This window comes from Nonomuraea sp. NPDC059007, assembly GCF_042740555.1.
Taxonomy (GTDB): domain Bacteria; phylum Actinomycetota; class Actinomycetes; order Streptosporangiales; family Streptosporangiaceae; genus Nonomuraea.
On record NZ_JBHYJD010000005.1, the window covers coordinates 268,099 to 294,463 of the forward strand.

Annotated in this window: 25 protein-coding genes; 11 read left to right on the plus strand and 14 right to left on the minus strand. The window is 71.6% G+C overall.

The genetic code is table 11. The features are described 5' to 3' along the window. Positions 1-159: 159 nt before the first annotated feature. A complete protein-coding gene (locus ACFWY5_RS10515) occupies positions 160-2,220 on the minus strand; it encodes a SufS family cysteine desulfurase (RefSeq protein WP_379631265.1) in 2,061 nt (686 codons plus the stop codon). A gap of 196 nt (positions 2,221-2,416) precedes the next feature. Between ACFWY5_RS10515 and ACFWY5_RS10520 the strand changes: the two genes are divergently transcribed. Continuing rightward, complete coding sequence (locus tag ACFWY5_RS10520) at positions 2,417-3,628, plus strand: helix-turn-helix domain-containing protein (RefSeq protein ID WP_379611517.1); 1,212 nt, start codon at positions 2,417-2,419, stop codon at positions 3,626-3,628. Here ACFWY5_RS10520 and ACFWY5_RS10525 read toward each other — a convergent pair. Together ACFWY5_RS10525 and ACFWY5_RS10530 are read right to left on the minus strand one after the other, a co-directional pair. After that, positions 3,585-4,070, minus strand: coding sequence for a methylated-DNA--[protein]-cysteine S-methyltransferase (locus tag ACFWY5_RS10525; protein WP_379611516.1), 486 nt, complete (start codon positions 4,068-4,070; stop codon positions 3,585-3,587). The genes ACFWY5_RS10520 and ACFWY5_RS10525 overlap by 44 nt on opposite strands. Positions 4,071-4,086: 16 nt before the next feature. Then, positions 4,087-4,899, minus strand: coding sequence for a TetR/AcrR family transcriptional regulator (locus ACFWY5_RS10530; RefSeq protein ID WP_379611515.1), 813 nt, complete (start codon positions 4,897-4,899; stop codon positions 4,087-4,089). 68 nt (positions 4,900-4,967) lie between these two features. Here ACFWY5_RS10530 and ACFWY5_RS10535 point away from each other — a divergent pair, with 68 nt between their 5' ends. Further along, positions 4,968-6,605 (plus strand): right-handed parallel beta-helix repeat-containing protein, encoded by a 1,638-nt coding sequence (locus ACFWY5_RS10535; RefSeq protein ID WP_379631267.1) that lies wholly within the window; start codon positions 4,968-4,970, stop codon positions 6,603-6,605. On the opposite strand, the gene ACFWY5_RS10540 is transcribed toward ACFWY5_RS10535, so the two are convergent. Then, a complete protein-coding gene (locus ACFWY5_RS10540; RefSeq protein WP_379631269.1) occupies positions 6,602-7,000 on the minus strand; it encodes a nuclear transport factor 2 family protein in 399 nt (132 codons plus the stop codon). The two genes, ACFWY5_RS10535 and ACFWY5_RS10540, sit on opposite strands and share 4 nt — an antisense overlap. A 63-nt stretch (positions 7,001-7,063) precedes the next feature. On the opposite strand from ACFWY5_RS10540, the gene ACFWY5_RS10545 reads away from it, so the two are divergent. Beyond that, positions 7,064-7,627, plus strand: coding sequence for a TetR/AcrR family transcriptional regulator (locus ACFWY5_RS10545; protein WP_379631271.1), 564 nt, complete (start codon positions 7,064-7,066; stop codon positions 7,625-7,627). Here the strand turns inward: ACFWY5_RS10545 and ACFWY5_RS10550 are convergent. Next, positions 7,624-9,393, minus strand: coding sequence for an NAD+ synthase (locus ACFWY5_RS10550; RefSeq protein WP_379611511.1), 1,770 nt, complete (start codon positions 9,391-9,393; stop codon positions 7,624-7,626). The two genes, ACFWY5_RS10545 and ACFWY5_RS10550, sit on opposite strands and share 4 nt — an antisense overlap. Positions 9,394-9,460: 67 nt before the next feature. Beyond that, positions 9,461-10,675, minus strand: coding sequence for an MDR family MFS transporter (locus tag ACFWY5_RS10555; protein ID WP_379631273.1), 1,215 nt, complete (start codon positions 10,673-10,675; stop codon positions 9,461-9,463). Between the two features lie 59 nt (positions 10,676-10,734). Between ACFWY5_RS10555 and ACFWY5_RS10560 the strand changes: the two genes are divergently transcribed. Then, positions 10,735-11,721: a DUF5937 family protein gene (locus ACFWY5_RS10560; protein ID WP_379631275.1), complete on the plus strand. Its 987-nt coding sequence runs from the start codon at positions 10,735-10,737 to the stop codon at positions 11,719-11,721. Here ACFWY5_RS10560 and ACFWY5_RS10565 read toward each other — a convergent pair. The 3 genes from ACFWY5_RS10565 to ACFWY5_RS10575 are packed head-to-tail and all read right to left on the minus strand — an operon-like array spanning position 11,665 to position 13,700. Further along, positions 11,665-12,153, minus strand: coding sequence for an expansin C-terminal domain-related protein (locus ACFWY5_RS10565; protein ID WP_379631277.1), 489 nt, complete (start codon positions 12,151-12,153; stop codon positions 11,665-11,667). The two genes, ACFWY5_RS10560 and ACFWY5_RS10565, sit on opposite strands and share 57 nt — an antisense overlap. 30 nt (positions 12,154-12,183) lie before the next feature. After that, positions 12,184-13,140: a terpene synthase family protein gene (locus tag ACFWY5_RS10570; protein ID WP_379611507.1), complete on the minus strand. Its 957-nt coding sequence runs from the start codon at positions 13,138-13,140 to the stop codon at positions 12,184-12,186. Positions 13,141-13,154: 14 nt separating this feature from the next. Then, entirely contained in the window at positions 13,155-13,700 is a 546-nt protein-coding gene (locus ACFWY5_RS10575; protein WP_379631279.1) for an EF-hand domain-containing protein, read from the minus strand. Positions 13,701-13,852: 152 nt separating this feature from the next. On the opposite strand from ACFWY5_RS10575, the gene glnA reads away from it, so the two are divergent. The 7 genes from glnA (at position 13,853) to ACFWY5_RS10610 (ending at position 22,226) form a co-directional block, all read left to right on the plus strand. Beyond that, complete coding sequence (gene glnA / locus ACFWY5_RS10580) at positions 13,853-15,214, plus strand: type I glutamate--ammonia ligase (protein ID WP_379611505.1); 1,362 nt, start codon at positions 13,853-13,855, stop codon at positions 15,212-15,214. Positions 15,215-15,361: 147 nt separating this feature from the next. Beyond that, on the plus strand, positions 15,362-16,900 hold the full coding sequence (locus ACFWY5_RS10585; protein WP_379631281.1) for an MFS transporter: 1,539 nt from the start codon (positions 15,362-15,364) through the stop codon (positions 16,898-16,900). 7 nt (positions 16,901-16,907) lie between these two features. Next, positions 16,908-17,510, plus strand: a complete 603-nt coding sequence (locus tag ACFWY5_RS10590) for a TetR/AcrR family transcriptional regulator (RefSeq protein WP_379611502.1) — start codon at positions 16,908-16,910, stop codon at positions 17,508-17,510. A 150-nt stretch (positions 17,511-17,660) separates the two neighbouring features. After that, positions 17,661-20,075 carry a right-handed parallel beta-helix repeat-containing protein gene (locus ACFWY5_RS10595; RefSeq protein WP_379631283.1) on the plus strand — a complete coding sequence of 805 codons (2,415 nt, stop codon included), beginning with the start codon at positions 17,661-17,663 and terminating at the stop codon, positions 20,073-20,075. Further along, positions 20,072-20,452: a hypothetical protein gene (locus ACFWY5_RS10600; protein ID WP_379611500.1), complete on the plus strand. Its 381-nt coding sequence runs from the start codon at positions 20,072-20,074 to the stop codon at positions 20,450-20,452. Before ACFWY5_RS10595 ends, ACFWY5_RS10600 begins: the two co-directional genes overlap by 4 nt. Then, positions 20,449-21,675: a hypothetical protein gene (locus ACFWY5_RS10605; RefSeq protein ID WP_379631285.1), complete on the plus strand. Its 1,227-nt coding sequence runs from the start codon at positions 20,449-20,451 to the stop codon at positions 21,673-21,675. Before ACFWY5_RS10600 ends, ACFWY5_RS10605 begins: the two co-directional genes overlap by 4 nt. Beyond that, complete coding sequence (locus ACFWY5_RS10610; RefSeq protein ID WP_379631287.1) at positions 21,672-22,226, plus strand: TetR/AcrR family transcriptional regulator; 555 nt, start codon at positions 21,672-21,674, stop codon at positions 22,224-22,226. The genes ACFWY5_RS10605 and ACFWY5_RS10610 overlap by 4 nt, the downstream gene beginning before the upstream one ends. 59 nt (positions 22,227-22,285) lie before the next feature. Here the strand turns inward: ACFWY5_RS10610 and ACFWY5_RS10615 are convergent, their stop codons facing one another. The 5 genes from ACFWY5_RS10615 to ACFWY5_RS10635 form a co-directional block, all read right to left on the minus strand. Next, positions 22,286-22,861 (minus strand): vitamin K epoxide reductase family protein, encoded by a 576-nt coding sequence (locus ACFWY5_RS10615; protein ID WP_379631289.1) that lies wholly within the window; start codon positions 22,859-22,861, stop codon positions 22,286-22,288. Beyond that, the gene (locus tag ACFWY5_RS10620; protein ID WP_379611496.1) at positions 22,842-23,561 is read right to left on the minus strand and encodes a DsbA family protein; all 720 of its coding nucleotides are present in this window, start codon (positions 23,559-23,561) and stop codon (positions 22,842-22,844) included. The genes ACFWY5_RS10615 and ACFWY5_RS10620 overlap by 20 nt, the downstream gene beginning before the upstream one ends. Before the next feature lie 101 nt (positions 23,562-23,662). Next, positions 23,663-24,628 carry a M56 family metallopeptidase gene (locus ACFWY5_RS10625; protein ID WP_379631291.1) on the minus strand — a complete coding sequence of 322 codons (966 nt, stop codon included), beginning with the start codon at positions 24,626-24,628 and terminating at the stop codon, positions 23,663-23,665. Continuing rightward, the gene (locus ACFWY5_RS10630) at positions 24,625-25,026 is read right to left on the minus strand and encodes a BlaI/MecI/CopY family transcriptional regulator (protein ID WP_379631293.1); all 402 of its coding nucleotides are present in this window, start codon (positions 25,024-25,026) and stop codon (positions 24,625-24,627) included. Before ACFWY5_RS10630 ends, ACFWY5_RS10625 begins: the two co-directional genes overlap by 4 nt. Positions 25,027-25,056: 30 nt before the next feature. Beyond that, complete coding sequence (locus ACFWY5_RS10635) at positions 25,057-26,307, minus strand: MFS transporter (RefSeq protein ID WP_379631295.1); 1,251 nt, start codon at positions 26,305-26,307, stop codon at positions 25,057-25,059. Positions 26,308-26,365: the final 58 nt, after the last annotated feature.

Consider the following 26,365-nt stretch of genomic DNA (forward strand, 5'->3'; position numbering starts at 1 on the left):
CAGCGCCGCTGCTGGACGGCTATGGGGCGGGGGTGCACGTGCCGGCCGGTCTGGTGGCGGTGCGGGTTCTCAGCCCACGAACCGCCTTCCAGACCGGCGCCGGCCGTACCCCCGGCTCCCGACGCCAGGACCGGCCTGGCCCAAGGGCCGGCGGAGCCGCTAGATGGCTGTGGCCGTCACCACGCTTGACGCCGTCAGCGCGTGCACGCCGTCGGCGTCGGTGCGGTCGGCGAGGTTGGCGCGGACCGCGTCCAGCAAGGCGGTACGCCGCTCGCCCCCCAGCCCGGCCACCTCGGGCCCCACAGCCGAGAACGAGTACAGGCACGACAGCGCCTCGGCCCCACCGGCCACCGTGACCGGCACCGTCCACCGGTCCAGCCGCACCTGCCCGAACCCGGCGAAGGCGACCAGGTCGGCGACCTCCTCGCCGCCCAGCGACCACGGTTCCTCGAACAGCGCCGCCGCCTTCGCCCCCAGCACGGAGGTGAGCGCGGCGTGCAGGGCCTGGAAGAGCGGGTTGCGGTCCAGGGGCAGCCAGGTGGCGATCGCGAGCCGCGCCCCCGGCCGCAGCGCGCGGCGCAGTTCGGCGACGGCGGCCCGGCGGTCGGGGACGTACTGGAGCACCTGCTGCATGGTGACCAGGTCGAACGCCTCGTCCGAGACGTGGAGTGGCGCGGCGCCGCACTCGACGTACTGGATGGCGGCGCTGCCCGCCGCGGGCGGCTCCTCCTTGGCGAGGGCGAGCATGCCGGCGCTGATGTCGGTGCCGACGACGGCTCCCGTGGGGCCTACGGCGGCGGCCAGGAGGCGGGCGACCGTACCGGGGCCGGTGCCGACGTCGAGGGCCCGTGCGCCGGGGGCGGGGGCGAGGGCGCCGACGAGCGCGTGGCCCCACGGCTCGAAGATCCCGGGCATGAGGATCTCTTTGTACGGGCGGACGGGGCGGGTGTCGGTCAGCTCGGGCGGGGTGGCGTAGACGGTGGTGGTGGAGCGGGTGCGCTCCAGGGTGTCGGCCAGGAAGTCGACCTCGTCGGGGGTGTTGTACAGGTAGAACGAGGCGCGCACGGCGGCGGGGATGCCGAAGCGGCTGCAGGCGAGCTGGGCGCAGTGGTGCCCGGAGCGTACGGCGATGCCGGCCTGGTCGAGGGCGGTCCTGACCTGCTGGAGCGGTACGCCGTCCAGGACGAAGGACATGAGCGGCAGCCGGTCGGCGGTGTTCTCAGGGCCGATGAAGCGGATGCCGGGGACCTGGGCGAGCCGGTCGAGCGCGTGCTCGATGAGGGCCTGGTCGTGGGCGGCGATGGCGTCCATGCCGAGGGAGTCGAGGTAGTCGCAGGCGGCGCCGAGCCCGACGGCCTGGGCGACCGGCGGCGTGCCCGCCTCGAAGCGCAGCGGCGGCGGCGCGTAGGCCATGGCGTCCAGGGTGACGGTCTCGATCATCTCGCCGCCGCCGAGGAAGGGCGGCAGTTCGGCGAGCAGGTCGTACTTGCCCCACAGGACCCCGATACCGGTGGGCCCGCACATCTTGTGCCCGGAGAACGTGACGAAGTCGGCGCCGAGCGCGTTCACGTCGATGCCCAGGTGCGGCACCGACTGGGCGGCGTCGACCACGAGCAGCGCGCCCACCTCGGCGGCGCGGGCGGCGATGGGCGCGATGGGGTTGACGGTGCCGAGGATGTTGGAGGCGTGGACGACGGCGACCAGCTTGGTGCGCTCGGTCACGCGTTCTTCGAGCGCGGACAGGTCGAGGCGGCCGTCGTTCGTGATGCCCAGGTAGCTGATCTTCGCGCCGACCCGCTCGGCGAGCAGCCGCCACGGGATGAGGTTCGAGTGGTGTTCCATCTCGGTCACGACGATCTCGTCACCGGGGCCGATGCGGTGCTCGCCGGCGGCCCACATGAGCGAGTTGGACAGCAGGTTGACGGCTTCCGTCGCGTTCTTCGTGAACACGATCTCCTCGCTGCGCCGCGCGCCGACGAAGGCGGCCACCTTGCTGCGGGCGCCCTCGTACAGCTCGGTGGCCTCGACCGCGAGGCGGTAGACGCCGCGGTGGACGTTGGCGTTGGAACGTGTGTAGTAGGCGTTGAGCTGGTCCAGCACCGCCGCGGGTTTCTGCGTGGTCGCCGCGCTGTCCAGGTAGACCGGTGGGCGGGAGCCGTCAGCGGCCGGGTCGAAGAAGGGGAATGACTTCCGAATCGTTTCGACGTCCAGTAGCCCCATCGTGATCTCCTTCTGCCGAAAGGTGTAGGGGCAGTCTGGGCACGGGAGATCGGGCTAGATCCAACTGCTGTTGTACGGCAGGCGATCCTTTCCACGGTAACCCGGATCCGGCCCCGCGGAACCGGCAGCAAGTGGCCGCCCTTCCTGGCCGCCGGGAGCCGCGGGGCGCCGCCGGATCCTCGCCTACGGTGAAATCATGACCAGCGACTTCATGGTCGACGGAGCCAGGATCATGGCCGTACGCCGCTCGCGCGGCATCTCGCGGCGGATCCTGGCGAACCTCGTGGGCTGCAGCGAGGAGTGGCTGCGCCTCATCGAGAACGGCGCCCGGCCGCTGGACCGGCTGTCCACCATCCTGCGCATCGCCGACGTCCTGCGCATCAGCGACCTGTCGGAGCTGGTCGGCGGCGACGTGGCGCTGCCGGCGATGGGCGCGCAGGGCGAGTACGACGAGATCGGCCACGCGCTGCTCTACCCCAGGCGCCTGTCCGGCGAGCCGGGCGAGAGCGCGCACCGGATCGCCCGCCACGTCTCGGCCGCGTGGGACGTCTGGCAGCGTTCGCCGCGCCGCTACTCGGAGGTGCGCAGGCGCCTGCCGGAGCTGCTGGTGATGGCAGAGACGGCGCCGACGGACGAGGAGCCCGCGGCGGCCGGGCTCACGCAGGTCTACCGGCTGTTCTCCACGTTCCTGCGCGGCTGCGGCCAGCACGCGCTCGCGCTGCTCGCCGCCGACCGGGGCGTGGCCGCCGCCGGGCGCGCGGGCGACCCGCTGCTGTCGGCGGTGGCGCGCGCGGAGCTGGCCGAGGTCCTCATCCACCTGCGCAGGTACGGCGACGCCCGCCAGCTCTGCCTGGCCGCGATCGACGGCGTCGGGCAGGCGGGGCCGTCCGCGATCGCGGTGGCCGGAGGCTGCTACCTGACCGCGGCGCAGGCCGCCGCCGAGGAGAACGACGTCCCGCACACGGAGGAGCTGCTGCATCGCGCCAGGAAGATCGGCGAGTCGCTGGGCGAGGACCGCGACGACCTGCACGCCCCGTTCGGCGCGGCCGAGGTGGAGGCGCAGGCGGTGGCCGTGGCGGTGCGCCTGGGACGCTACCGGCAGGCCATCCGCCTGTCCGGCGGGATCGACGCCGCCCGCCTGCGCGCCAGGGACCGCCAGGCCCGCTACTTCCTGGCGCTGGCCAGGGCCCACTCGATGGAGCGCGACGCGGCCGGCGCCACGGCGATGCTGCGCAGGGTTCTGGACGGCTGCCCCGAGGAACTGACCTACAACCCGCAGGCCGCCCGCGTCATGGAGCAGCTTCGCCTGGTCGACTGCGCCACGACCCGCGGCGAACTGCGCGAGATCACGCTGTCGACACGGCTCAGAAGAGCGTCCCCCGCTCGAAGTCGAGCAGGTAGCGCTTGACGGGCAGCCCGCCCCCGTAACCGGTCAGGTCGCCGTTGGCGCCGACGAGCCGGTGGCAGGGGACGATGATGCTGACCGGGTTGTGGCCGTTGGCCAGCCCGACCGCGCGGGCCGCGCTGGGCGGGCGGCCGAGCCGTTGCGCCAGCCCGCCGTAGGTGAGGGTCTCGCCGTGCGGGATCTCCATGAGCGCCGTCCAGACCTCCTTCTGGAACGGCGTGCCGACGAGGTTCATCGGCAGGTCGAAGACCTTCAGGTCACCGGCGAAGTACGCCTGGAGCTGGGCGGTCACCTCGCCGAAGGGTTCGGGGTCCGGGTGACCGAAGAACTCCTCCGGCGGCCGGTAGCGCTGCTCGTGCATGTAGAGGCCGGTCAGCAGCCCGTCGAGGGCGACCAGCGTGAGCGGCCCGACGGGGCTCTCGATGATGGTATGCGTGCGGATCATGGCATCTGCCAGCGTTTCATACTTTGCGGCGGCGGTAGGCCTTCTGCTGGCAGGCCCGCGAACAGTAGGCGCGGGGCCGTCCGGTCTCGGCCGGATCGATCACCTTCCCACAGACTGCACATCGAGTTTCGTCACGCACTTCATCACGGATGAGTGTCTCGATCCCGTCGAGCACCCGCCGCAGCCCGAACTCGAACGGGTCGAGCGGCTCGTCGAAGCCGCCTTCCTCGTAGATGCGGGTGAGCGTGGGATAGCGGTCGAGGTGCTGGTAGAGCGAGTCGCGCGCGCCCCACCACTCGTCGTGGCCGACGCCGGTCCGCCGCTCGACCTTGGCCGTCTCGACGACCTCGCGGGCCGCGCTCTCCACGAAGGCGCCGACCAGCCCCACCACCGCCACCACTTGGGCCGGCGGCAGCCCGGTCGCCGCCATGATCGTCAGCGCGGACTCGAAGGACGCGATGGCGTTCGGCCCCGGCACGTGCCGCACGCCCGCCGACTCCAGCAGCCACGGATGGCGCCGGTAGAACTCCAGGCCCGAGCGCGCCCACTCCTCCGTGTCCGCCCGCCACCCGCGCGGCGGGCCGAGGTCCGGCTCGTCGCCCAGCACGCTGTCGCGCATGAGGTCCACGAGCTCGGCCTTGCCGGGAACGTGACGATAGAGCGACATCGTGGTGTAGCCGAGCCGCTCGGCCACCCGCCGCATCGACACCGCCGCCAGCCCCTCGGCGTCGGCGATCTCGATCCCGGCGCGCACGATGCGCTCCAGGTTGAGCCCGCCGCGCCCCTGGGCGCCCCACAGCAGTTCCGTGCTGCGCTCCGGATCGGCCACCTCTTGACTCCTCTCCCTGTCTATGCTGTATACCAGAAGTGTACACCGCATACTTGAAGGGACTTCTTATGATCTTCGTCGACCCCTCCGGCGACGACTCGGGCCCCGGCACGATCGAGCGCCCCTTCGCCACCCTGGAACGCGCCCGCGCCGCCGGCGGCGTGATCACCCTCCGGGCCGGCGTCCACCGGCTGACCGAGACGCTCCGGCTGACCGAGGCCGACTCCGGGATCGTCCTTCAGGCCCACGGGTACGGCACCGCCGTACCGGAAAAGGTGGTCGTCAGCGGCGGCACGCCGATCACCGGCTGGCAGGAGGGCGACGGCGGCGTGTGGCGGGCGACGGCGCCCGCCACCCCCGTGCGCCAGCTCTACGTGGGCGGACGCCGCGCCGAGCGCGCCTCGCTCTCACTCGCCGAGACGGCGATCACCGCCACCGAGACCGGCTACGTCCTGGAGCAGGCCGTGGACTGGCCGGGCGCGGTCGAGTTCGTCTACCGCGGCGCCTACCCCTGGTCGGAGGCGCGCATCCCGGTGGCGTCGATCGCCGGCACGAGCATCACCATGGCCCAGCCCGCCTTCGGCTGGGCGCGGAAGCTCTACCACTCGATCATCACCTGGGAGGGCGGCGGCGAGCACTACGCCGTGGACGCGCCGACCGCGGCGGAGAACAGCCCCGCCTTCCTGACCCCGGGCACGTTCGCGGTGAGCGACGGCGTGCTCCACTACCTGCCGCTGCCCGGCGAGAGCCTGGACGACGTGGTGGCGCCGGTCCTGGAGACGCTCGTGCACGCCGGCGGGGTACGCGGCGCGGCCTTTCGCGGCATCACCTTCGCCGAGGCGGCGTGGACCCGGCCGAGCGGGCAGGAAGGCTTCCTCCACTACCACGGCAACGGCTTCTACGCGGGCGGCGACCTCCAGGTCGTCACGTTCGACGGCGGCCAGGTCACCGTGCCGGGCGACCCGGCCGACATCCCCGGCAACGTGGTCGTCGACGGCGCCTCGGACGTGCGCGTGGAGGGCTGCCGGTTCACCCGGCTCGGCGGCGTCGCGCTGGAGTTCCGCGGCGCCGGAGCGCGCAACGTGCTGCTCGGCAGCGAGATCGACGAGGTGGCGGGCGGTGGCGTGGTCATCCGCGACGGCGCCCGCGAGCACCGGATCGAGCGCACCCGCCTGCGCCGCGTGGGCCTCGACTACCACGGCTCCCCCGCGATCCTGATCGCCGGAACCGAGTCCACGGTCGTGGCGCGCAACGACGTCGGCGAGGTGCCGCACAACGGCATCGTCGTCAACGCGGGCCGCGGTACCCAGGTGCTCGGCAACCTGATCCACGACACGATGCAGGTGCTGGCCGACGGCGGCGGCCTGTACGTCTCCGGCCCCCAGGGCTCCTCCTACGCCAGCGGCGCCCTGATCCGCGGCAACGTGATCAAGGACACGATCACGCCGTACAACTACGGCCTCTACACCGACTACGGCGCGGCCTGGGTGACCGTGCAGGGCAACGTGGTGCACCGGGCCGACAACCCGGTGGTGCTGGAGGTGTCGCCGCCGCTGGAGCACGTGGCGTTCATCGGCAACTTCTGGGACGCCGACCCGGGCCAGCCGCCGAAGAGTGTGACGCTGTCCGACAACACCGTGCTCGGTGAGGGTGCGCTGGAGTCCGACCCGGCGGTGGCCGACATCGTGGCGGGCGCCGGGATCTAGGCGGCCAGCGCCTCGTGCCAGCGGGCCGTGTCGGTGTACTGGTGCAGCCGGGAGATCCGGCCGTCGGCCACCCGCCACAGGTGGACGAACTCTGCCTCGTACTCCCGGCCCGTGGCCCGTGCGCGGCCCCGGTAGCGCCCGGTGACCACGACCGTCCCGTCGGCGGTCTCCTGCCAGGTCTCGTCGTAGGGCGCGGTGTCGTACTCCGCGAACACCGCGCCCCACACCCGGGTCAGCGCCTCCGTCGGCCCGCTGAAGTGGCCGCCGGCGCCGCACGGCATGCCCGGCGCGGTGCGCGCCTCGAAGCCCGGATGCAGCAACGCCAGGATCGCGCCCCCGTCGGCGGCCTGCGCGGCGCTGTAGAAACCCTTGACGACGTGGCTCGCGGCGGACATGCCTGCCCCTCAATTAGATGGTAAATTCTAGAACCTCTCCACTAATACCATCGAAGGGCGAGCGTGGGAAGACCGGCGAAATTCACCCAGGACCAGATGCTGGACGCCGCGCTGGCCATCCTCGGCGCCGACGGCCCCGCCGCCGTCACCATGGCCGCCGTCTCGGCGCGCACCGGCGCTCCGATCGGATCCCTCTACCACCGCTTCGCCTCCCGCGACCTGCTGCTGGCCAGGCTGTGGCTGCGGTGCGTGGACAGTTTCCAGGAGGGCTTCGTCGCCGCCATGGCCGATGACGACGTCGAGGCGGCCGCCCTGCACACGCCCCGCTGGTGCCGCGCGAACCCCGCAGCGGCCGCGGCCCTGCTCCTGCACCGCAGGGAAGACCTGGCCGCCCGGTGGCCGGATCAGCTGGGACCCGAACTGGCGGAGGTGAACCGGCGGACGGCCGGCGCCGTCGAGGCCTACCTCGCGCGCCACCCCGGCGCGGACCGGCAGCACCTGATGTTCGTCCTGGCCGACGTCCCCTACGGCGCCGTCCGCCGTCATCTCCTGGCCGGGCGCCCCCCTCCCCCGGAGCTGGACGCCCTGATCCTGACCACCTGCCGGGCCGTCCTGGCCGCGGGTTAGACCTCCTCACGCCAGCGGCTGGTGATGGGCAGGCGGCGGTCGCGGCCGAAGTTCTTCGGGGTGATCTTGGGGCCGGGCGGATACTGGCGGCGCTTGTACTCGGCCAGGTCGACCAGCCTGATGATCCTGGTGACCAGCGCCGGATCGTGACCGGCGGCGATGAGCTCGGCCGAGCCCATGTCCTTCTCCACGTAGTCGTCCAGCAGCCGGTCCAGCACCTCGTACGGCGGCAGCGAGTCGGTGTCGCGCTGGTCGGGGCGGAGTTCGGCGCTCGGCTCCTTGGTGATGGAGTTCTCGGGGATGGGGGCCGGCGCGTCCATCGCGAACAGCGGGCTGTGATGGGCGTTGCGCCAGCGGGCCAGCTCCCACACCATCGTCTTCGGCACGTCCTTGATGGGCGCGAAGCCGCCGGCGGAGTCGCCGTAGAGGGTGGAGTAGCCGGTGGCGAGCTCGCTCTTGTTCCCGGTGGTCAGCACCAGGTGGCCGTGCTCGTTGGACAGGCCCATGAGGATCATGCCGCGTACCCTGGCCTGGAGGTTCTCCGCGGCCAGGCCGGACAGCTCGATCTCCTTCTCGAAGCCGTTGACGATGTCGCCGATGGGCACGACGCGCGAGTGGACGCCCTGCCGCCGCACGAGCTCTTCCGCGTCGCCGATGGAGTGCTCGGAGCTGTAGCGCGAGGGCATGAGCACGACGTGGACCCGCGAGGGGCCGACGGCGTCGGAGGCGATGGCCGCGGTCAGGGCCGAGTCGATGCCGCCCGACAGGCCCAGGATGACCGACTGGAAGCCGTTCTTGGCCACGTAGTCGCGTACGGCCAGCACCAGCGCGTGGTAGACCTCGGCGGGCGCGTCGAGCGGCGCGGCCAGCGGCGCCGGGACCGGCTCGTAAGGGGCGAGCGGCTCGCCCGACAGCACGAACCGGTCGACGGTGATCGTGGAGCCGTCGCCCGCGTCGTAGGCGACCTGCGAGGGCGGCGCGTCGGACACGGCCAGCTCCAGGTCCACCACGAGCAGGTCCTCCTGGAACTGCGGCGCCCGCGCCACCAGCGCGCCCGTCGCGTCGACGACCAGCGAGTCGCCGTCGAAGACCAGCTCGTCCTGCCCGCCGACCTGGTTGACGTAGACGAGCGGGCAACCGGCCTCGCGCGCGCGCCGCGCGCACAGCTCCAGCCGCACGTCGTCCTTGTCCTTCTCGTACGGCGAGGCGTTCGGCGCGACCAGCAGCCCGGCCCCCGCCTGCCCGACGACGGCCACGGGCCCCCCGTCCTGCCAGAGGTCCTCGCAGACCGCGACGGCCACGTCGACCCCGTGCAGCCGGAAGATCGGCAGCCGGTCGCCGCGGACGAAGTAGCGGTACTCGTCGAAGACGCCGTAGTTGGGCAGGTGGTGCTTGGCCGTACGGTAGACGACCTCGCCGCGGTGCAGCAGCGCGGCGGCGTCGAGCGGCGCGCCCTTCGGCCGGCCGGCCCGCGGCGCGAGCCCGGCGCGGTCGACGTAGCCGACCAGCACCGGCAGTTCGCCGAGCCCCTCCGCGGCCAGGCGGGCCGCCGACTCCTCCAGCGTGCGGATGCTGGCCTCCACGAAGGAGGTGCGGAGCACGAGGTCCTCGACGGGATATCCGGTGAGGAACATCTCGGTGAAGACCGCCAGGTGGGCGCCGCGCCCGGCCGCTTCGCGGGTCCACGCGAGCAGTTTGCCGGCGTTGGCGGACAGGTCGCCGACCGTCGGGTTCGTCTGGACGAGCGCGATGCGCAGTTGAGCCACGTGACCAGCCTAGTCTGCGTCGCTTTCGTACCTGCGGAAGCGTTGCCCTGCCGGGATGTCCCTGGCTCTAGGCCGCCAGGGCGCTTCTGCGGCGGACGGCCGGCCCGAGGGCGATCATCCCGGCGGCCGAGAGGATGCCGACGCCGCCGAGCGTGAACCACAGCGCGCCTGCGCTCACGCCGAGCAGCGCGCTGCCGGCCAGCGGCGCGAGCACGGTCGAAACCGACCAGGCGAAGCCGAACAGCCCGGAGTAGCGTCCGCGCAGGTGAGCGGGGGCCAGGGCGGCGACGATGGTGCCGACGATGCCCGCGGTCACGATCTCGCCGGCGGTCCAGACGACGATGGTGAACGCGAGCATGGCCACGTTGGTGACGAAAGCCGTGAGGGCGAAGCCGACGGCCATGACGGCCAGCCCGGTGGCCAGCGTGACGGGCGCGTCCAGGCGGCCCAGCCAGTTGGACACCAGCGGCTGGACCACGACGATGAGCACCCCGTTGAGCGCCATGGCCAGTCCGAACTCGCCTGTGCTGAGCCCGACGACCTTGGTCATGGCGACGGGGAGCATGGTGAACGTCTGCGAGTACATGAGCGCGTTGCCCAGCACGACGAGCGTGAAGCCCACCATGACCCGGTCGCGCAGCACCGTGCCGAACCCGCCGCCGGCCGTCCCCTCGGCCGGGGGCGGCGCGGTCTCCGGCACCGCCCGCCACACCAGGACGGCGAAGGCCACGCTGGTGGCGGCGTTGATCCAGAACAGCCAGACGAACCCGAGCTCGGCCAGCCAGCCGCCCGCCGTCATGCCCACCGCGTATCCGAGGTTGATCGCCCAGAACAGCAGCCCGTACGCGCGCGGCCGTTCGGCGGGTGGGACCAGGTCGGCCACGAGCGCGTTGGAGGCGGGCCGGTAGGCGTCGATCACGATGCCGAGCACGAACATGGCGGCCAGGATCGACGGCAACGAGGTGCTGTAGCCGAGCCACATCATGGCGGCGGCGGTGGCCAGCATGCCGCCGGCCAGCGTGGCGCGGCGGCCGATCCGGTCGGTCAGCACCCCGGCCAGCAACTGGGAGATCAGCGACCCCGCGCCGAACAGGGCCATCACGAGTCCGGCGGCGGCGACCGACAGCCCGCGCGCCTGGGTCAGGTAGACGCCGGTGAACGGCAGCACCATGGTGCCGAGGCGGTTGACGAGCGTACCGCTCCACAGGGCCCAGAAGGGCCTGGGCAGCCCGCCGACCTTCGATCGCAGGAAGGACGGCTTCTCGGCAAGTGCATTAGTCACCCCCAGAGCATGAAATATCCGCTTTTGGGGCTCCAACGATTTAGGGCACACTAAAACCTATGGGAGTGGCCTGGAAGCTGAAGAGCGAAGACGTCGCCAGGATCCGTTTCGGCTTCTCCCCGCTGTGGGAACTCGTGGCCAGCCTGCGCACGCTCCAGGACCCCGCCCGCCAGCTCGTCCACCTGCCGTGGATCAAGGCGGTCCGCCCCCGCCTGGCCCAGCTCGACATGGACGAGCTCTTCGCGCTCGTGCCCGCCGAGGGCTACCTCGCCGACTTCCTCACGCCGCCGCCCGACACCCCGCTGCCCGACTTCGCGCAGGAACTCGACCGGGTACGGCGAACGCCGCCCGAGACCGCCGCCCAGGAGGCGTCCAAGGTCGCGAACGTCGACCGGGCGGTGACCGAACGTTTCCGCGCCGACCCCGCCGCCGGCCTGCGGCGGACCGCCGACGCGCTCCAGGCGTACTGGGACGCCTGCTTCGCCGAGTACTGGCCGCGTGTCTACGGCCTGCTCGAACGCGACGTCCTGCGCCGCTCGCGGCAACTGGCCACCGGCGGCGCCCGCGAGCTGTTCGCCTCCCTCGACCCCGCCGTCGTCTGGACCGGCGAGCGGCTGCTCGTCGACCGCCCCTGGTGCGACGACAGCGGCCTGCACGGCGACGGCCTGGTCCTGGTGCCGAGCGCCTTCTACTGGCCGTCGGTCGCCGTGATGACCGCGCCGTACCAGTCGGCGCTCATCTATCCCGTGCTGGGCGTCGGCACCCTGTGGGAGGACGGGCCGCCGCCCGCGCCCGGCGCGCTGGCCGCCCTCATCGGCAGGAGCCGGGCGCAGATCCTGCTCGCGCTGGCCGAGCCGGCGACGACCTCGGCGCTGGCCCGCCGCATGGCACTCACCGCCGGCGCGGTCAGCCAGCACCTCGGCGTGCTCAGCGACGGCGGACTCGCGGTCGGCATGCGGGTCGGCAAGCAGGTCGTCTACCGGCGCACCTCAACAGGCGACGCGCTGGCTGTCGGCAGCGGCGGGAGCCGGCGTGGGAGCGGGTGAGGGAACGGGTGCGGGGCCGTACAGGAAGACGCCCGTGCGCTGCACCTCGCCGGGAACCAGGTCCAGGTCGTCGACGGTCCTGCGGTGCGCGCGCACGTCGGTCACCCGGAACGCGAACGGGCCGTCGCCCGCGCCGTCGCGCGCCACCCAGTAGCCGTCGTCGCGCCGCCGCAGGTCGCGCCAGTGGCCGTCCACGCGGACCTCGACGCTGCGCAGCGGCCCGCCATGATCGAGCACCTGTACGGCCAGCCACTCCTCGTCCGAGCCCGGCTTCACCACGAAGCCCAGCGACCGCTCCAGCTGCGGATCGGCCCGCGGCGCCGCGCAGGCGGGCCCGTTCAGCAGGTTGACCGTCCACAACACCACGCCCGCCGCGCCCAGCGCCGAGATCGCGCCGAGCCCCCGCCGCCTACGCCGTCTGTGCCGCGCCACATGAGTACATAGTGAAATCGCGCGATCACGTTACGTATAGCGTGCCGACTCCAGCAGCCAGTCCAGGTGGGCACGCGGCGCGGCCAGGTAGGCGCAGGCCACCTTGCTGGCGTCGCGGGCCTCCTTGGGCTCCAGCTCGTCGAGCGGCAGCATGCGGGCCGCCGCGCGCATGTCGGCGCAGCGCTCCTCGACGCGGTCGAGCACCCACGCCGTCGCCGCCCGTTCGTCCAGGTCGAGCTCGTGCACGGCGATGACGACCAGGTTGTGCGCGTCGCCCTGCTCCTTCGGGCGCGAGGCCACGTCGTTGCACCAGGCGATCGTGTCGCTGCACGCCTCCACCAGTTCGCGCCAGGCGTCGCAGGCGTGCACCCAGTCCGGGACCTCGACGCGCAGACACGGCTCGACCAGGTCGTACAGGTAGGGGCCGACGGTGCCCCTGCGCAGCGCCGGGTACTCCTCGATCGTCGGGATCCGGCCCGTCGCCCGGTTCCTGGCCTCGGTACGGCAGGCGTCGTGCTGGCGCTGCAGCCCCATCGCGAACCTGGCCCGCCACCGGTCGCTCATCCTGGCGCTGGTCACCCGCCACAGATCGGCGAACGCCGACTCCAGCGGATGCTGCGCCGTACCCTGGAGCAGGCCCTGGAAGATCTCCAGCGGGCACGGGCCCTCGTCGAGCTCGTCGTCGAAGTGGTAGAGCCACGTCAGCCACTGCGCGAACAACGCCGCCGCGGCCGCGTCGAACTCCGCGAACGCCCGCCCGGCCATCCGGTGGAAGCCCACGCCCGGGTCGGCGCGCAGCCCCGTCCTGCGGGCCCAGTCGAGGACGGCGGCCTCGATCGCGTACACCGACGGATGCATACGGCAGGGCGCGGCCATCGCCGGGACCCGCTCGACCAGCGGCAGCAGCGCCTCGGCCGGACTGCCGCCGCGGCGGGGCGCGGGAAGCACCGGCTTCCTCGCGAGCACGGAACGCAGCGCGTCCCTCATGGAGGCGATCACCATCACAGGGGCCCGAAGAGCCAGTTGCCGCAGGCGTGCGGGTCCTCGCCGGTGTAGTACTCCTTGGCCGCCTCGACCAGGTCCGTCACCGACAGCACCCCCCGCCCGGTGCGGTCGAGGCGGTCGAAGGCCTCGTCCACGTCGTCGTAGGCGGTGCCGAAGGCGCTCAGCATCGTGCGGAACTCGCCCGGCCTGACGAACCCGTCGCCGTCGGCGTCGCAGAGTTCCGCCACCGCCTGGATCGCGGGACGGAAGACCGGCTCGTAGCGCTCCCCGTCGATGAACGCCGCCGCCATCGCCTTGTGGAAGTCCTCCCGGGTCATGCGCGCGTCCACGTCGCGGTCCAGCGCCCCGGACAGGGCGGCCCAGATCCCGTCGAAGCTGTCGACGAGCTTGGTGCCGGTCGCCGAGGTCGGCGACTCGCCGAAGCCCACCAGGATGCGCGCGCCCAGACCCAGAAGGTCCGCACGCTCGATCTCGCCGCCGCCGCTCACGTCGATGTGGTCGAAGGCGCGGTCGAGTTTGTGATTGCGCAGGTCGATAGCCACGAAATGCCTCCCCCGAGACTGATCTGCGTGCTCACATTAGGTGGGCGCGGGTGGTTTGTCAGTGAGCCACGCACCGGAGGGGCACGTAACGTGTGCGAAACACGGACACGGCATCCTGTAAGCGACCACCAATGTCTTCACGAGGGGCTGCCTTGGACCGCCAGCAGGAGTTCGTGCTCCGCACGCTCGAGGAACGCGACATCCGGTTCATCCGGCTGTGGTTCACCGACGTCCTCGGCTTCCTCAAGTCCGTCGCCATCGCCCCGGCCGAGCTGGAAGGCGCCTTCGCCGAGGGCATCGGCTTCGACGGCTCGGCCATCGAGGGCTTCGCCCGCGTCTACGAGTCGGACATGCTGGCCAAGCCGGACCCGTCGACGTTCCAGATCCTGCCCTGGCGCAGCGAGAACCCGGGCGCCGGCCGTATCTTCTGCGACATCCTGATGCCGGACGGCTCGCCCTCCCACGCCGACCCGCGCTGGGTGCTGAAGCGCACGCTCGCCAAGTGCGCCGACATGGGCTTCACCTTCTACACCCATCCCGAGATCGAGTTCTTCCTGCTGAAGAACCGGCCGGTGACCGGGGAGAAGCCGGAGCCGATCGACGCGGGCGGCTACTTCGACCACACCCCGCACAGTTCCGGCCACGACTTCCGGCGCCAGGCGATCATGATGCTGGAGTCGATGGGCATCTCGGTGGAGTTCAGCCACCACGAGGGCGCGCCCGGCCAGCAGGAGATCGACCTGCGTTACGCCGACGCCCTCACCACCGCCGACAACATCATGACCTTCCGCCTGGTCATGAAGGAGGTGGCGCTGGAGCAGGGCATCTGGGCCTCGTTCATGCCCAAGCCGTTCACCGAGCACCCGGGCTCCGGCATGCACACCCACATGTCGCTGTTCGAGGGCGACCGCAACGCCTTCTACGAGGCGGGCTCGGAGTACCAGCTCTCCAAGACCGGCCGCTCCTTCATCGCCGGCCTGCTGCGGCACGCCGCCGAGATCACCGCGATCACCAACCAGTGGGTCAACTCCTACAAGCGCCTGTGGGGCGGCGCCGAGGCCATCGCCGGCCAGGGCGGCGAGGCCCCCTCCTACATCTGCTGGGGCCACAACAACCGCTCGGCGCTGGTCCGCGTCCCCATGTACAAGCCGCACAAGGGCGGCTCGACCCGCATCGAGTTCCGCTCGCTGGACTCCGCCTGCAACCCCTACCTCGCCTTCGCCGTCATCCTCGCCGCCGGCCTGAAGGGCATCGAGGAGGGGTACGAGCTCCCGGCGGCCGCCGAGGACAACGTCTGGACCCTGACCAGCGCCGAACGCCGCGCCCTGGGCATCCGGCCACTCCCCCAGTCGCTTGACGAGGCCATCGGGGTCATGGAGCAGAGCGAACTGGCCGCCGAGACGCTGGGCGAGCACGTCTTCGACTTCTTCCTGCGCAACAAGCGCGCGGAGTGGCGCGACTACCGGCGCCAGGTCACCGAGTTCGAGCTGGGCCGCTACCTGCCGGTTCTGTAGCGGGCTTCGGAGGGGCCGAGGGGTGCATCCCCTCGGCCCCTTTTTTGTGAGCTTCGTTACGAAACGGGACCGTTGCGTATCGGAATCTCTTGCGATACGGTGACGTTGCGAAACTTTCCCGTATCGAAATTAAGGACCCCTTCCCCCATGGAAACCACCAACGGACACCCCCGCAGATGGGCGATCCTTGGCGTGCTCGTCTTCGCCCTGCTGGCGGTCGTGCTCGACAACACCATCCTGAACGTGGCGATGAAGACGATCGCCGATCCGGTCCAAGGACTCGGCGCCACCCAGAGCGAGCTGGAGTGGGCGATCAACTCCTACACCCTCGTGTTCGCCGGTCTGTTGTTCACCTTCGGCGTCATCGGTGACCGTACCGGGCGCAAGAGGATGTTGTTCATCGGCATGCTGCTGTTCGGGCTGTCCTCCCTGGCCTCCGCCTACAGCCAGGATCCGACGCAGCTGATCCTGGCCAGGGCCGCCATGGGCATCGGCGGCGCGGCGATCATGCCGGCCACGCTGGCCATCATCTCCAACGTCTTCCCGCCCCACGAGCGCGGCAAGGCCATCGGCGTCTGGGCCGGCGGCGTCGGCCTGGCGGTGGCGATCGGCCCCATCACCGGCGGCCTGCTGATCGAGCACTTCTGGTGGGGCTCGGTCTTCCTGATCAACGTGCCCATCGTGGTCATCAGCATGGTCCTCATCGGCACGATCGTGCCCGAGTCGCGTGACCCGAAGCCCTCCAAGCTCGACCCGGTGGGCGTGATCCTGTCGATCATCGGTCTGGTCGCGGTCGTCTACGGCATCATCCGCGGCGGCGAGCTGGGCTCGGTCGTCAACGCCGAGGTCCTGCTGCCGACGCTGTTCGGCCTGCTCGTGCTGGGCGCCTTCGTCTGGTGGGAGCGCCGCGTCGAGCACCCCGCCTTCGACGTCCGCAACTTCTCCAACGTCCGCTTCAGCTCGGCCATCGGCATGATGGGCATCGTCTTCTTCGCGATGATGGGCGGGATGTTCTTCCTGACCTTCTACCTGCAGATCGTGCTGGGGTTCAGCGCGCTGCAGGCGGGGGCCATGATGATCCCGTTCGCCGCCGCGCAGCTCATCTTCGCGCCGCTCAGCCAGCGGATCAACGAACGCTTCGGCGCCAAGCTCTCCTCGACCGTCGCCATGTCGATCATCGCGCTGATCCTGGCCAGCTACGCGCTGTTCGACCAGAACACCCCGATCGTGCTCATCGAGATCGTCTTCTTCATCCAGGGTGCCGCGATGGCCAACATCATGCCGCCCGCGACGACCGCGATCATGGAGGCGCTGCCCCGCGAGAAGGCGGGCGTCGGCTCGGCGATGAGCAACACCGTCCGTCAGGTCGCCGGCGCGCTCGGCGTGGCCGTCCTGGGCGCGGTCCTGTCCTCCGCCTACCGCAGCGAGGTGGCCCCGGCCCTGACCGCCCTTCCCGAGGCGGTACGGCACGCGGCCGGCGAATCCATCACCAACACGGTCGCCGCGGCGCAGGGCGACCCGGCGATCCTCGGCCCCGCCTTCACCGCCTTCATCGACGGCATGCACGTGACCGCACTGGTCTCGGCCGTCATCGCCCTCGTGGGCGTCGGGGTGGTCGCCAAGTGGATGCCGGGCAAGGCCACGGCGGTCCTGCCCGTGGACGACAAGGAACCAGCGGTAGTGTGAGGCCGCGATGACGATTCAGGATGCAGGGGCGGCCCGTCCGGCGGGCCGGCCGCGTAGCGAAAAGGCCGAGAAGGCCATTCTCGAGGCCACCCTCGACCTCATCGGCGAGGGCATGGGCATCTCCGAGCTGTCGATCGAGGCGATCGCGGCCAGGGCCGGGGTCGGCAAGACGACGATCTACCGGCGCTGGTCGAACAAAGAGGACCTCGTGGTCGACGCGCTGGCCACGCTGAAGGCGCCGGTGCCGCCGCTGGCGGGCGAGTCGGTGCGCGACGACCTGGTCACGCTGCTCGACCAGATGCGCGACGAGTCCGGACATGTCAGGACCAGGTGTGTGATGAACATCGCGCTGAGCGAGTCGGACCGGTATCCGCACCTGTTCGAGAAGTTCAGGAAGATCGCGATCGAGCCACGCCGGGCCGCGATGCGCCGGGTCCTGGAGCGGGGCATGGCCAGCGGCGAGCTCCGCTCCACGCTGGAGGTCGAGCTGGCCATGGCCATCCTGACCGGCACGATGGTCTGGTTCACCAAGTGGGGCGACACCGCGGAGCGCGGGCCCGAACTGGCCGAGGGCATCGTCGATCAGGTCCTGGCCGGGATCGCGCCCTGAACCATCCCTTGCTCGTACGGCGGGGCGGCCCGCCGTACGAGGGATGGGGACTCCCGCGGCACGAGGGACGGGGAATGGCGCGGTACGAGGGATGGGGAATGGCGTCGCCGGGGCTGGGCAGAACGTGAGCAATGTTCTAGTCTCGCGGCCATGCCCCCCATGCGCAGGATCGTGGCCTTAGGCGCCCTGACATTAGGGCTCCTGTTACCCGCCGCCGCCGCACTGGCCCACGAGGAGCGCGAGGTCACGCTCCCGGACGGCAGCGGCAGTGTCCCGGCCTACCGGCAGGCCGAGCCCGATCTGCTGGTCTGCAAGAGTGACCGGCCCGACTTCGACCGCCGCATCGAGAACTTCCCCGCAGCCCTCAAGCAGCGAAATATCCAGCTCTACGAGTTATGTCAGCAAAAGGGCTTCAGGAACCTCCAGGAAGCCGTCGACAAGGTCGACAAACCGGGCATGACGATCGCCATCCTCCCCGGGCTCTACCTGGAAGAGCCCAGCAGGGCCGCCCCCACCGGCACGTGCGCGAAACTCCCCGCCCGCTGGTCCGACTGGGGCTACCAGATCCTCTCCTTCGAACAACAGCAGGCCTGCCCGCACAACCAGAACCTCGTCGCGATCCTCGGCAAGAAGGACCTGCAGATCGAGGGCACCGGCGCCGGGCCGCTGGACGTGGTCATCGACGCGGAGTACCGCAAGCTCAACGCCATCCGCGCCGACCGCACGAACGGCATCTACTTCCGCAACTTCACCGCCCAGCGCACCACCTTCAACTCCCTGTACGTCCTGGAGACCGATGGCTTCGTCATCGACAAGGTGCTGACCCGCTGGAACGACGAGTACGGCTTCCTCACCTTCGCCAGCGACCACGGCCTCTACACCGACTGCGAGTCCTACGGCAACGGCGACGGCGGCCTCTACCCCGGCAGCGCCTCCAACATCAACGACGGCCGGGGCCACGACGTCCCCCGCTACGCCATCGAGATCCGCCGCTGCAAGAGCCACGACAACGCGCTCGGCTACTCGGGCACCGCGGGCGACTCGATGTGGGTGCACGACAACGAGTTCTACGACAACATGGTCGGCGCCACGATGGACAGCCTCTGGCCCGACCACCCCGGACTGCCGCAGAACCACGCGAAGTTCGAGAACAACAAGATCTACAACAACAACCGCGACTACTACCGGTACACACGCGACGGCACCTGCGCGAAACCGCCCGCCGAACGCGGTTACGAGAAGGGCGTGGTCTGCCCCCAGGTCGGCGTGCCACCGGGCACCGGCATCCTCGTCGCGGGCGGCAACTACAACGTCTTCAAGAACAACCGGATCTGGGGCCACGACGGCAGCGCGTTCCACCTGTTCGGGGTGCCGGCGTTCATCCGGGGCGAGGAGTCGCTCGCCAAGCAGGCCGACACCTCCAACCACAACCGCTACGAGGGCAACGTCTTCGGCGTCAGCCCGACCGGCGAACACCGTCCCAACGGGCGCGACGTGTGGTGGGACGGGCAGGGCACGGGCAACTGCTTCCAGGCCGACACCGGGGCGTCCTCACCGCAGGCGCTGCCGGTGTGCGCGGCTGCGGCGCCGGGGGTGTCGGGCGGGTCGCATCGGTGGGTGGCGGAGCCGGTGAAGATCCTCAAGCTGTACCTGTGCTCGGACTTCTCGGCCCAGGACGCCCGGCTGCCCGCGGGGTGCGACTGGTTCGGGGCGGCGGGGCTGGGGAAGGTGGAGGCGCAGCTGGCGCTGGGTGGGTCGTTGGTGCTGGGGTTGCTGGCCGTACTGTTCTGGTACCGCAACCCGGCCCGCCCGCCCGCCACCCGGCAGTCCACCGACGCGACCTCACAGAAGCCGGCCTACGAAGCCCAGGCACTCCCCATGCCGCCTCCCGAGACACCTGGTCCGGGGAAGAGCGCGCCCGCCGAGGTGACGGTCCCCGCGGCGGCCGAACCAGCGATCACGGCAGACGCCGCGGTGGCGGCGAACCCGGCAATCGTGGCAGACCCGAGGGTCACGGCAGCCCCGGACGCCCTGGGCGCCGCGGATGCACCGGGCGCTCCGGGCGCGGTGACCGCCGATGCCGCAGACGTGGCGGATCAGGGTGCTCTGGGTGCGGGGAACGCTTCGGGCGCGGTGGTCTCGGATGCTGCGGGCGGGGCGGGTCCGGCAGAGGCGGGTGGTCCCGGCTTGGTGGGTGGCCGCAGGGCGCGTGGGGTGGGGCTTGTGGTGGGGACGGTGGTTGGGGTGGCTGGGCTGGTGCTTGATGTCGTGGCCGCCTCCGTCGACTCGCCGCTGCTCACCGCCGTCGCGCTGGCCGGGGTGGCGGGGTGGCTGGTCTGCCTGGGTGCCGTCGCACGGCGGGTCAGGCCGGTGTTCGGGTGGTTCACGGTGGTGCTCGGGGTACTGACCGCGGCCGATGCCTTTGATCGGGCGGTTCACCTGATTCCGTTCATTCCGCTGGGTCCCGGCTGGGTGCGGGGGCTGCTCACCGGGGTCTGGGTGCTGTGGGCGGTGGTGGTGCTGGCGCCGCGCCGCCGTACCGGAGAGCGGGGGGTGGTCGGGTGAGGTGGCTGCTGGTGGCGGTCGTGCTGGTGGCGGGGTGCGGGCAGTTGTCCGATACGCACCATCGGCCCGGCAACAGCCACGAGGTGGCCACCGCGCCGCCCCGTACGGTCGACGGCGAGGTCGTGGTGCCGATCACGATCGCGCAAGGAAAGGTCAGCCCGCCGTCGGGGTGGGTGGAGATCAGGAAGGGCCAGCGGGTCGCCATCACCGTGACCAGCGATGTCTCCGACGAGGTCCACGTGCACGGCTACGACGTCGAGGCGGAGTTGCTGGCGGGCAAGGCGGTCACGGTGCGGTTCACGGCGGACGTGGCCGGGGTGTTCCAGGTGGAGACGCATGAGAACAAGCTGGTGCTCACCCAGCTGGCGGTGAAGTGAGCGGGATTCTGGCGCACGGGGTCGGCAGCCGGGGTGATCTGCCGATCCCGCTGTTCTACGCGTATGCGGGGGCGTTCGCGGCGCTGGTGGTGTCGTTCCTGGCGCTGGGGCTGCTCTGGCCGGACTCGCGTTTCCGCGGTGAGGTCGCGGGCCGCGTGTTGCCGCTGCGTCTGCCCGCGATGTCGCGGATGTTGCGCTTGGTCACACTTCTGGTGGTCGCGTACACGGTGGGGTGGCTCGTCCTGGGGCCCGAGGAGGGCAACGCGGGGCCGCATCTCGTCTATGTGATCTTCTGGGTGGGCCTGATGCCGGCTTCGCTGGTGTTCGGGCCGGTGTGGCGGGTGCTGAGCCCGTTGCGGCTGCTGCCGGACCGCGCGCGCCGCCCGCTGCCCCCACGGCTCGGGTACTGGCCGGCCGCCGCCGGTCTGCTCGCGTTCACGTGGGTGGAGCTCGTCTCGCCGGAGCCCGCCGCGCCGTACACGCTGCTGGTCTTTCTGCTCGTGTACGGCGGCGCGCACATCCTCGCCACGCTCCGGTACGGCCACGCGTGGCTGGCCCGAGGCGAGGCCTTCGAGGTGTATTCAACGCTGATCGGGCATCTCGCCCCGTTCGGCCGGCGGGGTGACGGGCGGCTGGTGCTGCGCAATCCGTTCGACGGGCTGGACGCCGTCCGGCCGGCCCCGGGGCTGGTCGCGACCGTGTGCGTGCTGCTGGGGAGCACCGGGTACGACGGGTTCTCCGGCGCGCCGGTCTGGGTGGACGCACTGCAGTCGGGTACGCCGGGCCGGCTCGTGCTGGGCACGGCGGGGCTGGTGGGGGCGATCGTGCTGGTGGCGGCCCTGTACGCGGGCTGCCTGTGGCTGGCCGGGCGCATCGGCGGCGCGCGCGGGCTGGCGCCCAGGTTCGCGCACTCGCTGGTGCCCATCGCCGTCGGCTACCTGGTCGCCCACTACTTCTCGCTGCTGGTGATCGAGGGGCAGCGGGCGTTCGTGCTGGCGCTGGGGCTGAGGGCCGAGGTGGATCTGGAGGCGGTGAGCCCGGCGACGATCGCCGCGGTGCAGGTGCTGGCCATCGTCATCGGGCACGTGGCCGGCGTGGTGGCCGCACACGACCGGTCGGTACGCCTGCTGCCGCCCGCGCGGGCGGTCGCCGGCCAGATCCCGATGTTCGTGCTCATGATCTGCTACACCATCGGCGGCCTGACCCTGCTGCTGGCCGCATGAGGCGGGCACCGGTCCAGCGGCGCAGCGCCGAGCGGGTCGAGCGCATCCTCGACGCCGCCGCCCGGCTGCTCGACGAGAGCGGGTACGAAGGGCTCAGCACCCGCCGGGTCGCGGCGGTGACCGGGCTGCCGATCGGCTCGGTCTACCGGTACTTCCGCGACAAGCGGGAACTGGCCGACGCGCTGGCGGCGCGGAACCTGGCCGCGTTCGTGCGCCGGGTGCGCGGGCGCGGGATCACGCACTGGGAGCCGCTGGTGGAGGCCGTGGTCGACGAGTACCTGGAGATGAAGCGGACGGTGCCGGGGTTCGCGGTGGTCGACTTCGGGGCGAACGCGGAGGTGGCCGAGGCGCTGGCGGAGGTGCTGGCCGTACAGGCTGGGCTGGTTTGTGACAGCGGCGTGCTGCTCGTCGCGGTGGAGGCGGCGGACGCGCTGCTGCGCGCCCACCACGACGAGCCGCACCTGATCGCCGAGACCAAGGCGATGCTGCGCGCCTACCTCGCGCTACGCCTCGACACACCCGCCCAAGATCCCGGCTCCAGGAGCAGTTGATCGGCAAGAAGCACCTCCGGGCGGGAAACGCTGAGCTGTCCTGAGGTCACCGGGTCCACCTAGACCAGGCTGCTCCAGTATGTCCAGAAACGGATGGTGATCAGCGCGAGGACGGCCAGGTACCACAGCGTCAGCACGATCACGTGGTTGCGGGCGAAGGGGCGGGCGAGGTTCCTGAGCGTGACGTAGAGGAAGACCGGGATCGTCACCGCCCACACGACCATGCAGTACGGGCAGAGCGCGCCGATCACGTAGAGGCTCTGGTAGATCAGCCAGTGCACGAACACGACGCCCGCGGTGACCCCGATCTGCAGCCCCGCCCAGAACCACCGTTTCGGCACCGCCCCGGCCAGCAGCGCGGCGCCGGTGGTCGTGACGATCGCGAACCCGGCCACGCCCAGCAGCGGGTTGGGGAAGCCGAACAGCTCCGCCTGCGGCGTGGACATGATCGAGCCGCACGAAAGGACCGGGTTGATGCTGCAGCTCGGGACGTACTCGGGGTTATTCAGCAGCGCGATCTTCTCGACCGCCAGCACGAACGCGGCGACCAGCCCGATCCCGCCGCCGATCAGCAGCAGGTACGGCAGCAGCCGCGGGAACGGCTCCGCCCGCCGCTCACTTGGCGAGAGCCGCATCGATGGCCGCCTTGATGTCGTCGGTGGACTTGGGCTGGAGCTTCTGGCCGTTCAGGAAGAACGTCGGGGTGCCCTCGACGCCGAGCGCCTGCCCGTCGGCGACGTCCTTGTTGATGCGGGCCAGCGTGTCCTCGGCGGCGTAGGCCTTGTCCCAGGCGGCCATGTCCAGGCCCATGCTCTGCGCGAACTCCCTGAACAGCTTGTCGGCCGGGGTCTGCTTCTCCGCCCACTGCTTCTGCGTCTGGTACATGCGCTGGTACATGGCGTCGAAGCGGCCCTGCCGGGCCGCGGCCTCGACCGCCCGCGCGGCGCGCTCGGCGTTGAAGTGGCTGGCGATCGGGAAGTAGCGGGCGACGAAGGTGACCTTGCCCTGGTACTCCTTGCGCAGTTGCTCGATCACCGGGAATGCGGCGCCGCAGGCCTCGCACTCGAAGTCCAGGAACTCCACCAGCGTGACCTTGCCGTCCGGGGCGGTCTGGAGGCGGTGGCTGTCGGCGCGTACCACCTGGGCCTGTGCGGCCGGCGCCTCCCCGCCGGACCTGCTGACCACCAGGACGGCGGCGACCACGACCGCGAAGACGGCGATGGCGGTCAGGACGAAGGCGGTGTTGCGCTTTCTGGCGCGCAGGCGGTCGTCTTCCTCGCGCATGGCCTCGACCTTGGCGCGGCGCGCCTGAGCCCGATCCTGCTCGTCCGACACGTGGCCTCCCTGGAGTTTCTACGTCGCGTAGAAAGTTGTATTTCTACCTAGCGTAGAAGATGAGGGCAGTGGTCGGTCCGGCGGTCAGGCGAACATCGGGCTCAGCCGGGCCAGAAGGCGCCGCAGGCCACCGGGGCGACCAGCACCGCCACCGGGCCGCTCATCAGGACCAGCGCGGCGGTGTACACCGCGGCCGGGATCCACCTCCGGCCACGCGACGTGCCGAGCAGGCGTTCCACGCGCTGCGCGACGCCCTCGTCGGCCAGCCGGAACGCACCCTCGGGCCCCTTCGGGACGGCCATGAGCACGATCGCGCGGGCCAGCGTACGATCGCCGCTCACCCGCCGCGCCCGGTCGTCGGCGAGCATCTCCAGCAGCACCGGTACGGCCCGCCGCGCCGCCTTCACCACCGGCAGCCACGGAAAGGCGGCGGCCAGCGCCGCGAACGGCATCAGGAACAGGTCGTGCCGGCCCCGCGCGTGGGCCCGCTCGTGCGCGAGCACCGCCCGGAGCTCGGCGGGGTCCAGCAGATCGAGCGCCCCGCGGCTCAGCACCACCCGGGACCGCCACCCGGGCACGCAGTAGGCCACCGGCGCGGCGCCCGGCAGCACGTACACCTCGCGGCCGGCCGGCAGGCCGAGGCCCACCTCACGCTCGTCGACCCGGTCGGCCAGGATGTCCACGAGCGTGCGCTGACGGCGCTGCCCGGCCACGGTCCTGACGACGGTGCGGGCCGTGTGCGCCACGAGCCAGGCGATCAGCGCGGCCGACCAGGCCAGCGCCAGGTGATGACCGGGACCGAGCCCGTCCAGGCCGCGCCCGTCGACCACCTGATGCCCGAACGTGTGCATCCCATGCGGAAAGGCCGCCGCCAGCGGGGCGACCGCCGCGACCAGCCCCACCCCCACGGCCCCCAGCCCACCGGCCAGCCCGATCGCCTGCCAGAGCACCAACGCCGCCCGGGGATGCCGGCGCGCCCACTCCGCCCCGGCCAGCGCCGCGGCCACCCGCCCGCCGAACACCGCGGGCAGAAGCGCCATCCCGGCCACGACCAGCCAGAACGTCACGACCCGCCGCCCCTGTCCGTATCGCCGCGGTCGGCTTCCCTGGTCGCCGTCAGGTCGGGGCGGTCCACCAGTGCGGCCCGGAGGGCGGCCGCCACCTCCGGTGACACCGCGCCCACGAACCGGCTCACCGCCGCCTCCACGTCACCGGCCTCGTCGAGCGCCTCCCGCATGGCCTCGGCCACGAAGGCGTCCTTGCCCGCCGCCGCGCGGTACAGATGCGCCCGGCCCGCCCGTTCCCTGGTCGCCAGTCCCTTGCGCGACAGGCGTACCAGCACGGTCAGCACGGTCGTCACGGCGGGTGAGGAGGGCAGCGTGGCGGCGAGGTCCTGGGCCAGGATCCCCTCCGGGTGCGCCCAGAGTGCCTCCATGACCGAGCGCTCCAGGTTGCCGAGCCGCACCGCCGTACCCCTCTCGCGAGATGTCCCGCTCTACGGTAGACGCTCGCCCGCGATGGACGGAGCAGAGGTGAGGGTCGTGGCGACCGTCTCCTCGCGGACCGGGGCGGGGGCGAAGGCGGCCGGGCGGCGCCGCCACAGCGGGAGGGCGATCAGCACCATGACCACGCCCACCAGACCGGCGGCGACGAACGCCCAGGCGGGGCCGTACCCGTCGATGAGGGCACCCGCGATCGGCGCGGACGACGCGCCCCCGATCAGCAGCGCGGTGCCGTGGAAGCCCATCGCCTCGCCCCTGGCCGCGGCCGGGACCCAGCGGCTGGCCGTGTCGACGGTGCTGGACAGGGCGGGCGCGCACAGGACGCCCGCCGGGACCAGGGCGAGCAGCAGCAGGCGCCAGTCGCCGCCGACCAGCCCGACCGGGATCGTCAGCGCGCCCATCAGCCCGATCAGGAGCAGCGGCGAGAAGCCCCGCGACAGGCCGCCGTAGACGAAGCCGCCGGCCAGCGAGTAGAAGCACCAGATCGCCACCGCCAGGCCCACCCAGCCGACGTGGCCGGCGTTCTTCATCGTGGCCACCATCGCGAGCTCGGAGGCGGTGAGGATGAACGTGGCCGCGGCGGTCGTGCCCAGCAGCGCCACGAACGCGGGCGTCAGCCACTGGCGCCGCGGCACCCGGACCTGGTCGACCAGCAGTTCCTCGGCCGAGCGGGTGGGCGGGTTGAGCACGATCAGGGCGGTGCCGGAGCCGACCAGGCCGACGGCGACGACCGTCATCGTCCACGTGCTGCCGAGCGTCGTGACGCCCGCGACGGCCAGGGCGGGCCCGGCCATGTACGCCAGCTCGACCAGCATCGAGTCGAGCGAGAAACCCATCCGGCGCTGCTCCGGCGGCACCAGGGCGGCCAGGCACTGCCTGATCACGCTGAACACCGGCAGCGCCAGCAGCCCGGCCACCGCCGCCGCGACCGCCAGCACGGGGAACGGCAGCGCCCACGCGGTGGCCCAGAACACCGCCTGGGCGAGGGTGGTGGTGATGAGGACGGGGCGCAGGCCGTACCTGTCGACGAAGCGTCCCGACAGCGGCGAGCCCACCGCCATGCCGACCGTGCTGGCCATCGTGACCAGGCCGGCCTTGGCGAATCCGAGGTCGAGGGAGTATGCCACGTGCAGGGTCAGCGCCATGCCCGTCGCCGTGGACGGGACACGGGCGAACAGCCCGATCAGCAGCAGGTTCCGGACACCGGGCAGCCGCAGCAGGCGCCGGTAAGGCTCGATCGCCATGATTGTTACTTACCTCCAGCCCCTATTGTGACGGGTCGCACTGACACTTTCCGCCCGG